This window comes from Nonomuraea sp. NPDC051941 (genome assembly GCF_044593615.1).
The window spans coordinates 1-14701 of the sequence record NZ_JBIUCF010000060.1 but is presented as its reverse complement, the minus strand read 5'-3'; the positions used below and the strand labels follow the sequence as shown (position 1 = coordinate 14701).

Below are 14701 nucleotides of genomic sequence, written 5' to 3'. Positions count from 1 at the left end.
TAAGGAGATCCAGCAATGCGCATGAGCATTCGCAAGCCCGCCGCCGACGGCCTGAAGGCGATGTACGCGCTGGAGGCGTACATCAACGCCGCCCCCGTCCCCCGCGCCACGCTCGACCTGCTCCGGTTGCGCGTCAGCCAGATCAACGGCTGCGGCTTCTGCGTGGACATGCACGCCCGCGAGGCCCGGGAGGCGGGCGTGCAGGACCGGCGCGTCAACGCGGTCGCGGCCTGGCGGGACACGCCGTTCTTCTCCGACGAGGAACGCGCCGCCCTCGCGCTCGCGGAGGCGGCCACGCGGGTCGCCGACAACCCCGACGGCGTCCCCGACGCGGTGTGGCAGGAGGCCGCGGCCCACTACGACGAGGAGTCGCTGGCCGCCCTGGTCATGGCGATCTCGGCGATCAACGCCTGGAACCGCATCAACATCACCCTCCGCAACGCCCCGGCCTAGCACCTCGTTATCGAGCAAACGCTTGGTAGAGTCATGGCGTGCTGCTCGATGACAAGGTCGCGGTCGTCACCGGGGCGGGCCCCGGGCTGGGGCGGACCCTGGCGCGCCTGCTGAGCGAGGAGGGCGCCAGGGTCGTCGTGGCCGCCCGCACCGCGGCCACCGTCGAGCGGATCGCCGCCGAGGTGCCGGGCGCGCTGGCCGTGCCCGCCGACGTGACCAGGACGAAGGACGTACGGCGGCTCGCCGGCACCGTGATCGACCGGTTCGGCCGGGTGGACGTGCTGGTCAACGCCGCCTTCCCCGGATCGCACCGCAGGAACGTGCTCGACATGTCCGACGACGACCTCGAGGCCTGGCGCGCGGCCGTCGAGACGGGCGGCTACGGCACCCTGCTGGCCTGCAGGTTCATCGCGCCGCACATGGTGGCCCAGGGCTCCGGCTCGATCGTCAACATCACCTCCATGTCCTCCCGCACGGGCTACGCGGGGCGCAGCGACTACGCCGCGGGCAAGGCCGCCGCGCACCTGCTGTCCCACTGCCTCGCCGACGAGCTCGGCCCGTACGGGGTGCGGGTCAACTGCGTCGCTCCCGGCTGGATCGCCAGTGACGTGCTCGACGACTGGATGCGCACGCGGGCCGCGGCGGAAGGCGTGCCGTTCGAGCAGATCCTCGCCCGCGACGTCTCCGCGATGGCGCTGCGCCGCATCGCCACCGAGGAGGACGTGGCCCGCGCCGTCCTCTACCTCGCCTCCGACCACGCCAAGGCCCTCACCGGCGCCACCATCGACGTCAACGGCGGCCAGCTGTTCACGTAAACGCGATCTTGTCTGCTGCCCCGGAAGTGATCACACTACGGTTCAGGCAGAGCTCGGCGTCGAACGAGGAGCACCTCCATGACCACCCCTTTGACCTGGCTCGTACGGATAGGTGCCGCGTGCGTCCTGGCCGCGCCCGCGCTGTCGCCCGGCGTCGCATCGGCCCTGACCACGGCCCCAGCAACGGACACAGCGCCGCTCCAGCCCCTGAGCCTGACGGGCCTCGACCTGCGCGCCGGGTCCGACCCGTACACCGTGCCGCTCACGGCGGAGTACGAGCAGGTGGGCATCGGCGGGGCGCTCAGCGGGACGGACCGCGTCGCGCTGCCCGGCAACGAGGACCCCGCCTGCGCCGCCCGGGCGGCCTATCTGCCGCGGGTGCCGGTCCGCTCCTGGTTCTGCTGGCCCGCCGCCACCCAGGGCGACAAGGCGGACCTCCCGCACTCCCCCTGGGTGCCGCAGGGGCTGGCCACCTCGGGCGAGGCCCAGCTCGACGGCACCCCGATCGGCGGCGACCACCGGACGCTCATCACCAGCTGGGTCTGGCTGAACTCCCCCGACCCGGACAACCCCGACTACCGCACCAACTCCGTGAACCTGTCGGTGGTCGACCTCGACGACCGCCGCTACCGCAACGTCCTGCCCGTGTGGGTCGACAGCCAGGGGAAGCTGCGCCGCGTGTACGGGCACGGCGGCGGCCTGGCCTGGTACGGCCCCTACCTGTTCATGACCTCCAGCACCAACTGGAACGGCTACTCGGGCCCCGACTCCACGTACAACACCATCCGGGTGTTCGACACCCGCAAGATCTACCGCAAGCGGGACGGGAGCGGCGGCGACTACAAGTACGTCATCCCTGAGGTGCGCCACTACATCACCCCCATCCGCCTGGACTACGTCTCCCTGGACCGCCACAGCTCCGGCGGCGCCAGCCTGATCACCGGAACCTACAAGGCCTCCAGCGGCTCGACGGGCTCCCCGGCCGGCACCAAACTGGTCCGCTACCGGTTCCAGCCGCCCCCGGACGGCGACTACCGGCTCATCAACGCTCCCGTGCAGGCCTGGGTGTCCACCGTCCCGGCCGACCCCGCCGACGCCATCAGCGACGTGCAAGGGGTCCAGTCCGACGGCGACCTCCTCTACATCAACATGGCGGCCGGCGCGCACCCCGGCCCCGACCCGAGAAGACGCTTCGCCACCGTGAACGTCGCCGCCACGCCCCGGACGATCAGCGCCCACACGAGCTGGGCGTACCGGCCGGAGGACCTGTCACAGTGGTACGCCACCGGCGAGCTGTGGGGGCTCACCGAGGGCGAGGAGGAACGGGTCGTCTTCTCCGTCGCCATCGCCGACGTCGATCCCTCCTGAACTCGGCACCACTGGCGAAATCTTGATGGTCCCGGATTAACGACATCGCCATCCGCCGGGCGTCCCGGTGGAGGAATCGTCCCGAGTTTGCTGGGGTGGGTCCGGGAGGTGACCGATGCCCCAGGACAGACCGATTCTCGTCACGGGCGCCGCCGGCAGCGTCGGAGCGGTCGGCCGGACCGTCGTGGAGACGCTGCGGCGTCAGGGGCTCCCGGTCCGGGCGCTCGTCCATCGCGAGGACGAGCGCGCCGAGGCGCTGCGGGCCACGGGGGCCGAGGTCGTCGTCGCCGACATGACGCGCGCCGCCGACGTCGTGCCCGCCATGCACGGCGTCGGCCGGGTGTTCTTCAGCATGAGCGTCTCGCCGTCGTACCTGGAGGGCGCGGTCACCATGGCGACCGTGGCCCGCCAGACCGCCGGCATCGGGGCGTTCGTCAACCTCTCGCAGATGACCGTCTCCGGGATGACCACCACGAGCACGGAGGAGTCACGCCAGCAGCGGCTGCACTGGCTCGCCGAGCAGGCGCTGACCTGGTCCGGGCTGCCGCTGGTCGTCGTCCGGCCCACGGTCTTCCTCGAACACCCCTTCTTCACCCTCTTCGCCGCCGCCTCCATAGCCGAGCGGGACGAGATCCGCCTCCCGTTCGGGGGCGCGCGGACCTCGCCGGTCGCGGCCGGCGACGTGGCGGAGGTCGTCGCGACCATCCTGGCCGCCCCGTCGCCGCACGTCGGCAAGGTGTACGAGCTCACCGGCCCGCGCTCGGAGGACATGAACGCCGTGGCGGCGGAGTACTCCGAGGCCCTGGGGCGGCGTATCACGTACGTGGACATGCCGCTGAAGGAGTGGATCGAGCGGGACCTCCGCAAGGCGAAGCTGCCGGACCACGTGGCCGAGCACATCTCCACCATGGCGCGGCTGCACGCGCGGGGCCGCTACGCCCGCCTGACCCACGACGTCGAGACCATCACCGGACGGCCCGCGACGAGCGTCAAGAACTTCGTCGCCGGTCACGCGGCCCTCTTCGGCGGCACCCGGGTTGGCCCTGGGGGCCTGCGGTAGCGATCATCGGAGGATGCCGAGAAGTGCGCTGGACCGGGCGCGTGACCTGTGGGCGGCCCTGACCGGCACCCCCGTCACGTTTCCCGCGAGCGGGGACGTGAAGGTCGTGGTCTCGCCCGGGTCGTCGTTGTGCCCGCCGGGCTGGACGGGCGTCGTCGCGCTGGGTGGGGCGATCCTGGCCACCGTGCCCGGCGCCGGCCTGGCCGAGCCGGTGCGGAGCGCGCTGCTCAACCTCGGCGACGCCGGCCTCGCCCGGCTCCCGGACCTCCTGCCGGTCCTGGACGTCCTGGGCCCGGCGACACTGGCCTACCTCGACGCCGGTGACTTCGTCGCCGCCCCGCCCGTCGCCGAACGCCTGCCGGCCGATCACCCGGCGATCCTGGCCCTGCTCGAATCGGTGCCGCAGGAGGAGGCGGACGAGTCCGGCCTGGAGGAGATCGCCTCCGCCTACGCCGTCCGCGAGGGCGGGGACGTCCTCGCCGCCGCCGGCTTCCGCCCCTGGCTGGACGCGGCCGCGCACGTGAGCGTGCTGACCGCGCCGCGGTGGCGCGGCCGGGGGCTGGCCCGCCTGGCGGCCTCCGCGGCGGTCGCCGACGCGCTGGCGATCGGGCTGCTGCCGCAGTGGCGGGCACGTCCGGAGCCGTCGCGGCGCGTCGCCCGCGCGCTCGGCTTCCGCGAGCACGGCGCGCAGATCAGCATCCGCCTCTAGGACCGCTCACGGGCCGAAGATCCGGCGAGCTCGGATGTTTATACGCCGCGGATATACCCTCAGAGTATAGTCTCCGGGCATGAGCGTTCCCCTTGCGCTGCTCGGCCTCCTGGAGCGGGAGCCGAGCCATGGTTACGACCTGAAACGCGACTACGACACCTACTTCGGCGGGGGCAAGTCCCTGCCGTTCGGCCAGGTGTACTCCACGCTCGCCCGCCTGGTCAGGGACGGCAAGATCGCCGCCGGGCAGAGCGAGCCGGGCGACGGCCCCGACCGCAAGCGCTATGCCATCACCCCGGTCGGCCGGAGCGAGGTCGAGAGGTGGCTGGCCGAGCCGGTCGAGGCCGAGCCGTACCTGCAGACGGTGCTGTTCACGAAGGTCGTGCTGGCGCTGATGCTGGGCCGCGACGCGGCGGGCTACCTCGACGCCCAGCGCGCCACGCATCTGCGGCGCATGCGGGAGCTGTCCGAGATCAAACGCGGCGGCGCGCTGATCGACACGCTCCTCGCCGACCATGCCCTGTTCCGGCTGGAGGCCGACCTGCGGTGGATCGACGTCACCCAGGCCAGGCTGGGGGCGCTGGCGGAAACGGTGCGCGAACGATGATCGTCAACGCTCTGCTGCGGGCCGAGGGCATCAGCCGCTCCTTCGGCAGCACGCCCGCGCTGCGGGAGGCCGCCCTGTCGGTGGCCGCGGGCGAGGTCCTGGCCATCATGGGGCCCAGCGGTTCCGGCAAGTCGACGCTGCTGCACTGCCTGGCCGGGATCTTCACCCCGGACACCGGCGAGGTGTGGTTCGACGGGCGGCGGCTCGACACGCTGGACGACGGCCGCCGCAGCGAGTTGCGGCGCACCGCCTTCGGGTTCGTCTTCCAGTTCGGCCAGCTCGTGCCCGAGCTGACGGTGGCCGACAACGTGGCGCTGCCGCTGCTGCTCGGCCGTACCAGACGCAAGCAGGCGTACGCGCGGGCCGCGTCCTGGCTGGAGCGGCTGGAGCTGGCCGGGCTGGGCGGCCGGCGTACCGGGGAGCTGTCGGGCGGGCAGGCGCAGCGGGTGGCCATCGCGCGGGCGCTGGTGACGGGGCCGCGCGTGATCTTCGCCGACGAGCCGACCGGCGCGCTCGACTCGCTCACCGGTGAGCACGTGATGAACCTGCTGGTGGGCCTGGCCCGCGAGGAGGGCGCCACCGTGATCGTGGTGACGCACGACGCCCGGGTGGCCGCCTGCGCCGACCGCGAGGTCGTGGTGCGCGACGGCAAGGTGACCGACCCGTACGCCGGCGGGGTCCTCCGATGATCTCGCTGGGGCTGCGGCTGTCGCTGCGCAGCGGCAGGGAGACGGCGGCCCGGCTGGCGCTGATCGTGGCCGGGGTGGCGGTCGGCGTCGCGGTGCTGCTGGCGACGTTGTCGCTGTTCAACGCCTTCCAGGCCACCGGCGACCGGCCCTGCTGGGAGTGCGCGCGCGGCACGGCGCCCAGCGGCTGGGCCCTGGACGCCACCGGCGACGGCGCTCTGTGGAACCTCCGCGAGGACTTCTACGCGGGCCGGACGATCACCAGGCTCGACGCCGCCGCGCTCGGCGGCCGGGCGCCGGTCATCCCCGGCCTGTCCCGCATGCCCGGCCCCGGCCAGTACTACGCCTCGCCGGCGCTGGCCCGGCTCCTGGACTCGGCGCCGCGCGAGCAACTCGCCGCCCGCTTCCCCGGGACGCGGGCGGGCCTGATCGGCCGGGCCGCGCTGTCCGGGCCCGACGAGCTGGTCATCGTGGTGGGCGGGACGCCGCAGCAGGTCGCCGCCATGATCGGCACCCGGCGGGTCGACACGGTCGCCACCGAGCCGGCGGTCGACCAGAGTGCGGACGTCTACCGGTTCGGGTTCGGCATCGCCGCCGTCGGGCTGATCGTCCCGCTGCTGGTGCTGGTGGGCACCGCCACCCGGCTGGCCGCCGCCCGCCGCGAGACGCGCTTCGCGGCGATCCGGCTGGTCGGCGCCACCTCCCGGCAGATCAACATCCTCGCCGCGGTGGACGCCGCGCTGGGCGCGCTGCTCGGCGCGCTGGCCGGCGTCGTGCTCTTCCAGCTCGTACGGCCGGTCGTGGCCGGGATCCGGATCACCGGTTCGCGCTTCTTCCCCGAGCTGGCCGTCCCGAGCCTCTGGCAGTACGCGGTCGTGCTCGCCTGCGTGCCCGTCGTCGCGGCGGCCGCCTCCCTATTGTCGCTGCGCCGGGTGCGGATCTCACCGCTCGGCGTGGCCAGGAAGGCCGCACCGCCGCCGCCGAGAGCGTGGCGGATGATCCCGCTGCTCGCCGGGCTGGGGCTGCTCGCGGGTCCGGCGTTCAAGGACGGCAAACCCGACACCCTGCTGGCCAACGCGGGGATCGCGCTCGTCATGGCCGGGCTCGTGCTGGCCGGGCCGTGGCTGACGATGCTCGGCGCGCGCCTGGCCGCCCGGCTGACCCGCGGCGCGGCGACGCTACTGGCAGCGCAGCGCCTGGCCGCCGACCCGAAGACCGCGTTCAGGTCGGTGAGCGGGCTGGTGCTGGCGGTGTTCATCGGGACGACGATCGCGGCCCTCGTGCCCACGGTGGTCGCGGGCCAGCGGGCCGTGGCCGGCGGCACGCTCAACGACGTGCTGGGCGCCACGCTCTGGCGGCCGGGCATCGCGAGCCTGTCGCCGCGGGCGGCGGCGGACCTGCTCGCCCAGGTGCGCGCCCAGCCCGGCGTGGACGTGCTGCCGATCTACGCCAGGGCGGATCTGGAGAGCCTGCGCCCGCCGCCCGACGGCTCGCCGCCCGCGACCTCCGTCGTCGAGTGCTCGAACCTGGCCCGCTTCCCCGTGCTCGGCCGGTGCCCCGCGGGCGCGCAGGCCGTGCTGGGCCGGTTCGACCGCGTCGTCGGCGCCGACAACCCCCTCACCATCGACAAGCTCCTCCCGCTGGCCGGACCGGCCAGCGAGTCCGCCTCCGCCGCCGGGCTCGATCTGATGGCCGTCATGATCCGTACGGGCGACGCGGCGACGCTGGAGCGGCTGCGTACCCTGGTGGCCGGCTACTCCGCGCAGGCGCCGATGACCTTCGCCGAGGTCGCCCAGGTCAGGGCCGACCTGTACACCAGGGCGGAGAGCATCGCGCTGGCCATGGTCGCGCTCACCCTGGTCGCGGGCGGCTGCAGCCTCGTGGTGGCGGTCGGCGGCGGCCTGGTGGAGCGCAGGCAGCCGTTCACGCTGCTGCGGCTGGCCGGCACGCCCACGCGGACCCTGGCCACGGTGGTGCTGCTGGAGTCGGCGCTGCCGCTCGTCCTGGCCGCCGTGCTCGCCGCCGGCGCCGGCTTCGCCGTGGCCGAGCCGCTCATCGGCCAGCTCGCGATGAAGGGCGCCTCGCTCGCGATGCCCGGGCCGGTCTACTTCGCCTCCCTCGGCGGCGGCCTGGCCGCCTCCCTCCTGGTGATCCTCACCGCCCTCCCGCTGCTCAGGCGCATGACCGCGCCCGACAACGCGCGTTTCGAATAGGAGTTGCGATGAAGCTGAAATCGGCCGCGCTGATCGCGCTGGCCCTGGTCGCAGCCGTCATGGTGGTGGTGCGCACCGACGCGCCCGCCCTGGCGGACGACGGCCGCTACGCCGCCGAGATCCGCCGCACCGAGTACGGCATTCCCCACATATCCGCCAAGGACTACGGCGGGCTCGGATTCGGGTACGGCTACGCCTTCGCGCAGGACAACCTCTGCGTGCTGGCCTCCTGGGTGGTGACGTTACGGGGCGAAAGGTCCCGGTACTTCGGCCCCCAGGCGAAGTCCGACGACCCGGTCCGCCCGGTCGCCAACCTGGTCAGCGACGTCTACTACAAGAGCGTCGCCGACTCCGGCGTGGTGCCGCGGCTGCTGGCCCGGCGATCGCCCCTGGGCCCGACCGGCGAGCTGCGCCGGCTCGTGGACGGCTACGTCGCCGGGTACAACCGCTACCTGGAGCAGACCGGGGTGGCGAACCTGCCGGATCCCACCTGCCGGGGCAAGGCCTGGGTCGGCCCCATCACCGCGACCGACCTGTGGAACAACCTCCTCGACCTCAGCCGGATGACCGGCATCGCCGGGATGAAGGAGTACGTCGTCGGGGAGGCCGAGGCCGAGGGGCCGGAGCGCAGGCCAGCCGCGGGCAGCAACGCCTGGGCGCTCGGCCGCCGGGCGACCCGCGACGGCCACGGCATGGTGCTGGCCGACCCGCACTTCCCCTGGAACGGGATCCGCCGCTTCTACCAGGTGCAGCTGACCATCCCCGGCGTGCTCGACGTCTCCGGCGGCAGCCTGTACGGCACGCCGGTCGTCGAGATCGGCCACAACGCGACCACGGCCTGGACCCACACGGTCTCCCACGCCCAGCGGTTCAACCTCTACCGGCTCGACCTCGTGGACCGCACCAGCTACCGGGTGGACGGCCGGACCGAGCCGATGGGCCGCCAGGAGGTGCAGGTCACCCTCCAGGACGGCACCGTCGTGGACCACACGCTCTACACCTCGCGCTACGGCCCGGTGCTGGCCGCCGGGCAGACCGGCAAGGTCGCCTACGCGCTGGCCGACGTCAACGCCGACAACCTGCGCGCGGCCGACGAGTGGCTGGCGATGGCAAAGGCGCGCAACCTCACCCAGCTGCGCGCCGCCCAGAGCACGTACCAGGGCATGCCGTTCGTCCACACGCTCGCCACCGACGTCGGCGGGAGCGCCTACTTCGCCGACACCTCGATGGTCCCCCACGTCACCGACGCCCAGGCGGAGCGCTGCGGCAAGCCCTCCCCCATCCCGGGCCTGGAGGAGTACGTCCTGGACGGCTCGACCTCCGCGTGCCTGTGGGGCAGGGACCGCGACGCCGTCGTGCCCGGCGTCTTCGGGCCCGGCGACCGGCCGAGGCTGACCCGCGCCGACTACGTGGCCAACTCCAACAACACCTTCTGGATGACGAACCCGTCGGCGCCGCTGACCGGCTACCCGCGCGCGTTCGGCAAGGCGCGTACCGATCTGGAGCCGCGCCCGCGCGTCAGCCTGGACATGATCGCCCAGCGGCTGTCCGGCGCCGACGGGCTCGGCGCTCCCGGCTTCACCCTGGAGACGCTGCAGGCGAGCGTGCAGGGCAAGCGCAATTACACCTTCGAGCTCATGCGCCCGGACCTGCCGAAGCTGTGCCGTGACAGCACCCTGACCACGTCCGGCGGCAAGCCGGTGGACGTGCGCGAGGCCTGCCGGACACTGCTCAAGTGGAACGGGCGGGCCACCCTGGACGGTCAGGGGGCCATCCTGTGGCGCGAGTTCTTCCAGCGGCTGGGGCAGCCCACCGAGCCGGGAGAGCCCGTCTACAGCCCGTGGCGGGTGCCGTTCGATCCCGCGCGTCCGCTGGCCACCCCCCGGGGTCTCAAGAGCGACGACCCGGTGGTACGGCGGGCCCTGGCCGACGCCGTGGCCGCCTTCCAGGCCGGCGGCATCCCCCTGACGCTCACCCCGGGCCAGGCGCAGCGCTACTCCTCGATCCCGATCCCCGGCTGCACCGAAGGGGAGGGCTGCTTCGACCGGGTACGCATGCGCGGCATCCTCGGCGCGGACGGGCGCTACCCGGAGGTGGACACCGGTTCGACCTTCATGATGGCCGTCGAGCTCACCCCCGCCGGGCCGCGTACGCGGACCATCCTCACCTATTCGCTCTCGGCCGACCCCAGCTCGCCGCACCACACCGACCAGACGGTCCTGTTCTCGCGCGGCCGGTGGGTCACCGAGCGGTTCACCGAGGCCGAGATCGCCGCCGACCCGAAGCTGAGGACCTCCACCGTGCGCGGGTGATCCGGTCGGCGGGGACCTCACCCTTCAGCGGTCCCCGGTGAGGCCGAGGCGGGCGGCGAGCCTGCTCCGTACCGGATCGTCGCCGGGCCGGTCGAGCTCGTCGAGGATGTCCAGCGCGGCCCGCCACTCCCGGCGGGCCGCCGCCTCGTCACCGGCGGACCGGTGGGTGTCGCCGAGGTTGAGCAGGCACGCCGCCTCCTCCCCGCGGTCCCCCGCCTCCCGGAACAGCCGCAGAGCGTGCCGGTAGCGGCCGGCGGCCCGGTCGTGGTCGCCGGCGCGGTGGTAGGCGTAACCCAGACTGTCCAGGGCGGCCGCCTGGCCGTACGGGTCGCCGAGCGACTCGAACAGGGCCACGGCCTGCTCGCAGTGGTCGATGGCCTCGCGGTGATGCCCGAGTTCGGCGTGCTCCCAGCCGACGGAGTTGAGAATGTCGGCGGTGCTGCTCTTGTCGCCCAGGTCCCGGTACAGCTCAAGTGCCCGCTGGGCGTGCGCGAGGGCCTCGCTGTGGCGCTTCTGAGCGCTGAACACCATGGTGAGACTGTGGTTCGCGCGAGCCTGGAGCGCCAGGTCGCCGAGCCGGGTGGCCAGGTCGAGCGCGTGATCGAGCTGGACGCGGGCGTCGTCGTAGCGGCCGAGCCGCAGATGGGTGCGGGCGATGGTCTGGTGCGCCCGGCACTGTCCGACGAGGTCGTCCTGGTCCCGGGCGGCGTCCAGGGCGGCCTGCTGCGTGGTGAGGATGTCCTGCCGGCGTCCCTGGCGGTTGAGGTAGTCGGCCAGCGACCAGGCCAGCTGCCAGGCGTGCGTGGCCAGCCCGGCGTCGGCGGCCCGCCTGACCGCCCACAGCAGCGCCTGGATCTCGGCGGCGAGCCAGTCGGCGGCCTGCTGGTGGTCGCGCAGGACGACCGGGACGGCGCCGGGGGCGAGGGGTTCGGTCAGCTGGATCGCCCGCCGGTTCGGGTAGAACAGCAGGGCCGCCGCGTGCGCGGTGTGCAGGTAGTGGTCGAGCAGGCGGCGCAGCGCCGCGTCGCGCTCGGCCTCGGTGTCCTCGGCGTACGCCCGTTCGGCCGCGTAGTCGCGCAGCAGGTCGTGGAGGGCGAAGCGGCCGGGAGCGTGCTCGGTGACCAGGTGCGCGCGGACCAGCCCGGCCATGGGCCGCCGGGCGTCCGTGCCCAGGAGGCCGGCCGCGGCGGGCGGTGGGATGTCCGGTCCCGGGTGCAGGGCCAGTAATCGGAACAGCCGGGCCGCCTCCGGCTCCAGCGCGCGGTACGAGGCGGCGAACACGGTCCGCAGGTCCGCCGACAGCTCGCCGGCGTCCAGCGCGTCGAGGCGGGTGGACTCCGCGCGCAGTTCCTCGGCCAGGGACGCGAGCGGGAGCCCCGGGCTCATCAGGGCGCGGGCCGCGATGATGCTCAGCGCCAGCGGCAGCCCGGCACAGCGCTCCACCAGGGCGGCCACCGCCTCCGGCTCGGCGTCGACCCGCTCGGGCCCCAGGTGGTGCACCAGCAGCCGGCGGGCTTCGGCGGCGTCGAGCACGTCCAGCGGCACGTGGCGGGCGTCGTGGCCGGCGATCAGCCCGGGGAGCTGGTTGCGGCTGGTGACCAGCACGGTGCAGGAGGGCGTGCCCGGCAGCAGGGGGACGACCTGGGCGGTGTCGCGGGCGTTGTCGAGCACGATCAGCAGGCGTTTGCGGGCCGTCAGGCTGCGGTAGAGCGCGGTCTGCTCCTCCGGCCGCTGCGGGACGGCGGCGGGATCCGCGCCGAGCGCGCCGATCAGCAGGCGCAGGGCCGTCTCCACCGGCATCGGCGCGTTCCCGGCGTCGAATCCGCGCAGGTCCAGGTAGATCTGCCCGTCCGGGAAGCGGTCCACGTGGTGGTGCGCCCAGTACAGGGCCAGCCAGGTCTTGCCGATGCCGCCGTACCCGCCGATGGCGGAGATCATCGCCACCCGGTCCCTGCCGTCGCCGGTCAGCGCGTCGTCCAGGGTGGCCAGCTCGCGCGGGCGTCCGACGAACACCGGCGGCGGCGCGGGCAACTGGCGCGGCACCATGACCCCGGCGGGTGGGGGCGTCGGCGCGGGAGGCGCGGGGGCGGACTCGGCGGGAGCGGGCGCCACCGCGGCGGTGAGCATCTGGTGGTGCAGGAGCCGCAGGTCGGGGCCGGGGTCCACGCCGAGGTCGGCGGCCAGCCGCTTGCGGATCCGCTCGTACTGCTGGAAGGCCTCGCCCTGGCGGCCGCTGCGGTACAGGGCGAGGATCAGCTGGGCGGCCGGCCGCTCGTCCAGCGGGTGTTCGGCCGCCAGGGACTCCAGGGGGCCGAGCAGCGCGGCGTGGCCGCCGCGGCGCAGCCGTACGTCGTGGTAGGCCAGGCGCGCGGCCAGCCGCTCGCCCTGCAGGACATGCCGCTGGGCCCTCGCCCACGAGGTGTCCAGGTCGGCGAAGGGCTCGCCGCGCCACAGGTCCAGCGCCTGCTCGTACAGGCGTTCGGCGGTGGCGTCGTCGCTCGTGCGGGCCCGGTTCCGCAGGTCACGGAAGCGGTGCAGGTCCACCGCGCTCTCGTCGGCCCGCAACAGGTAGCCGCCGCCGCTGCGGCGGATGCCGCCGTCCCAGGCCGCCGGCAGGGACGTACGCAGCCGGGACAGGTAGCTCTGCAGGGTCGCGGTCGGCCGGCGCGGCGGATCCTCCCCCCACACGCAGTCGGTCAGCTGGTCGAGGGACACCGGCTGGTTGACCTTCACCAGCAGCGCCGCCAGCACGCTTCGCTGCCTGGCCGGCCCCAGCTCGATCGCCTGGCCGTCGGCCCAGGCGCAGATCTCCCCCAGCACGCCGAAATCGACTCGTAGCACTCAGCCCTCCAGAGACCGGCTCATCATCCGGGGGTCGCGACCCCGTCTGGATGCTCGCATGCCGCGGGGCGCCCCGCACCACCGCTCGCGCGAGTGGAGCAAGGGGTCGTGCGCTCTGGGTAGTTATAATCGGTAGATATACCCCAATATGAACAATTACCCCCCAGATCGACGCTGATGACCCCGGCGACGTGGTGAGGGGATGGGATGGGCGAACAGCGTGCGCAGGGTCCGCGGACCGTGCCGGCGGACCAGGTTTCCGAGGAGCGAAGACGGCTGCTCGCGGAGGTCGGTGACGATCTGTGGGGGATCGAGCTCCTGCGGTTCGCGCTCGAACAGGCGGTGGCCGATCTTGCCGGGCTGGGCGGGATGGTGCACCTCGGCAGCCCCGGTCACGGCGGCGGGCTGCGTCTCGTCGTGACCAGCGGACTACCCCCCGCGCTCACCCTCGCGTGGGAGCGCGTCGACGGCAACGGCCCACTCGCCCCTGCCCGCGCTTTCCGCAACGCCGCGTCCGTCCGGGTCTCCATGGCGAACATCGCCGCCGGCATCCCCCAGCAGGGCTCCGCCACGGCCGAGGCCCGGTCCTGGCCGGTCGGCACGGCGATGACGGCCGTCCCACTGCTCGGCCCCGGCGGGCCGGTCGGCGCGCTGTCGATCGTGACGGCCTCCTCCCACGAGCCGTCGCCCGGCCAGCGGGCCTTCCTCGACCTGCTGAGCCGATGGGTGGGCGGGCGCCTGGGCAGGCCCTCCGCGCCACTGCCCGGCTCGGGCCCCATGGGCGGGCGGAGCCGGTCCGCCGGCTCTCACATGCCGCAGCACCTGGAGACCATCGGCACGTGGGACTGGGACATCCGGACCGGTGACGTCATCTGGAACGACGCGATGCTGACCCTGCTCGGCCTCGAGCCGGGCACCTTCGACGGACGCATCGAGACCTGGATGGCCCTGGTCCACCCCGAGGATCTGCCGTGGGTGCTGACCGACATCGACGAGGCGATCCGCGCGGGCAGGATGTACAACACCGAGTACCGGGTGTGCCGCCCGGACGGGACGGACGTCTGGGTGCGAGCCCGCGGCCGGTTGCTGGTCGACGAGAACGGCGAGCCGGCGCGCATGGTCGGCACGCTGTGGGACATCACCAAGACCCATGACGACCTCGAGGCGGTCGCCGAGCAGCGCACAGATCACACCGAGCGCGCGGCCCAGGAGCGCTCCGCCCGTATCAAGCAACTGACCAGGGCGCTGGCCGAGGCGGTCACCGTGCGGGACGTCTTCGACGCCTCCGCCGAGCACATCCTGCCGGCGTTCGGCGCCGCCGGTCTCATGCTCACCTTCCTGGACGGCGACCATCTGCGGCCGGTCGGGTTCACCGGGTACTCGCAGGAGTTCGTCGACCGGGTGACCCGGATACCCGCCACCGCGGGGCTCCCGATCTCTCAAACCCTGCGGGAGCGCACGCCGATCTTCATCAACTCGGTCGAGGAGTACATCGAGCGCTACCCCGAAACGGCCGACCTGCCGGCGGCGGGCGGCAAGAAGGCGTGGGCCTTCCTGCCGCTGATCGCCTCGGGACGCCCCGTCGGCAGCTGCGTCGTCTCCTTCACCGATCCGCGCCAGTTCACGGGCGAGGAGCG

General features: G+C 73.5%; 11 protein-coding genes. 10 read left to right on the top strand and 1 reads right to left on the bottom strand.

What is annotated here, in order from left to right; translation table 11 throughout:
• Positions 1-21 precede the first annotated feature (21 nt).
• The 9 genes from ACIHFD_RS57865 (at position 22) to ACIHFD_RS57825 (ending at position 10223) form a co-directional block, all read left to right on the top strand.
• On the top strand, positions 22-453 hold the full coding sequence (locus ACIHFD_RS57865) for a carboxymuconolactone decarboxylase family protein (protein WP_397374205.1): 432 nt from the start codon (positions 22-24) through the stop codon (positions 451-453).
• 38 nt (positions 454-491) lie between these two features.
• On the top strand, positions 492-1268 hold the full coding sequence (locus ACIHFD_RS57860) for an SDR family oxidoreductase (protein WP_397374204.1): 777 nt from the start codon (positions 492-494) through the stop codon (positions 1266-1268).
• Between the two features lie 78 nt (positions 1269-1346).
• Positions 1347-2636 carry a hypothetical protein gene (locus tag ACIHFD_RS57855; RefSeq protein ID WP_397374203.1) on the top strand — a complete coding sequence of 430 codons (1290 nt, stop codon included), beginning with the start codon at positions 1347-1349 and terminating at the stop codon, positions 2634-2636.
• A 115-nt stretch (positions 2637-2751) separates the two neighbouring features.
• Complete coding sequence (locus ACIHFD_RS57850; RefSeq protein WP_397374202.1) at positions 2752-3696, top strand: NAD(P)H-binding protein; 945 nt, start codon at positions 2752-2754, stop codon at positions 3694-3696.
• A gap of 13 nt (positions 3697-3709) precedes the next feature.
• Entirely contained in the window at positions 3710-4405 is a 696-nt protein-coding gene (locus ACIHFD_RS57845) for a GNAT family N-acetyltransferase (RefSeq protein ID WP_397374201.1), read from the top strand.
• A gap of 79 nt (positions 4406-4484) precedes the next feature.
• Complete coding sequence (locus ACIHFD_RS57840; protein WP_350733046.1) at positions 4485-5012, top strand: PadR family transcriptional regulator; 528 nt, start codon at positions 4485-4487, stop codon at positions 5010-5012.
• Positions 5009-5701: an ABC transporter ATP-binding protein gene (locus ACIHFD_RS57835; protein WP_397374200.1), complete on the top strand. Its 693-nt coding sequence runs from the start codon at positions 5009-5011 to the stop codon at positions 5699-5701. Before ACIHFD_RS57840 ends, ACIHFD_RS57835 begins: the two co-directional genes overlap by 4 nt.
• The gene (locus ACIHFD_RS57830; protein ID WP_397374199.1) at positions 5698-7911 is read left to right on the top strand and encodes an FtsX-like permease family protein; all 2214 of its coding nucleotides are present in this window, start codon (positions 5698-5700) and stop codon (positions 7909-7911) included. Before ACIHFD_RS57835 ends, ACIHFD_RS57830 begins: the two co-directional genes overlap by 4 nt.
• A gap of 8 nt (positions 7912-7919) precedes the next feature.
• Positions 7920-10223, top strand: coding sequence for a penicillin acylase family protein (locus ACIHFD_RS57825; RefSeq protein ID WP_397374198.1), 2304 nt, complete (start codon positions 7920-7922; stop codon positions 10221-10223).
• 24 nt (positions 10224-10247) lie between these two features.
• Here the strand turns inward: ACIHFD_RS57825 and ACIHFD_RS57820 are convergent, their stop codons facing one another.
• On the bottom strand, positions 10248-13064 hold the full coding sequence (locus ACIHFD_RS57820) for an AfsR/SARP family transcriptional regulator (RefSeq protein ID WP_397374197.1): 2817 nt from the start codon (positions 13062-13064) through the stop codon (positions 10248-10250).
• 207 nt (positions 13065-13271) lie between these two features.
• Here ACIHFD_RS57820 and ACIHFD_RS57815 point away from each other — a divergent pair.
• Positions 13272-14701 (top strand): PAS domain-containing protein (locus ACIHFD_RS57815; protein ID WP_397374196.1); only part of this gene is annotated, 1430 nt, incomplete at its 3' end.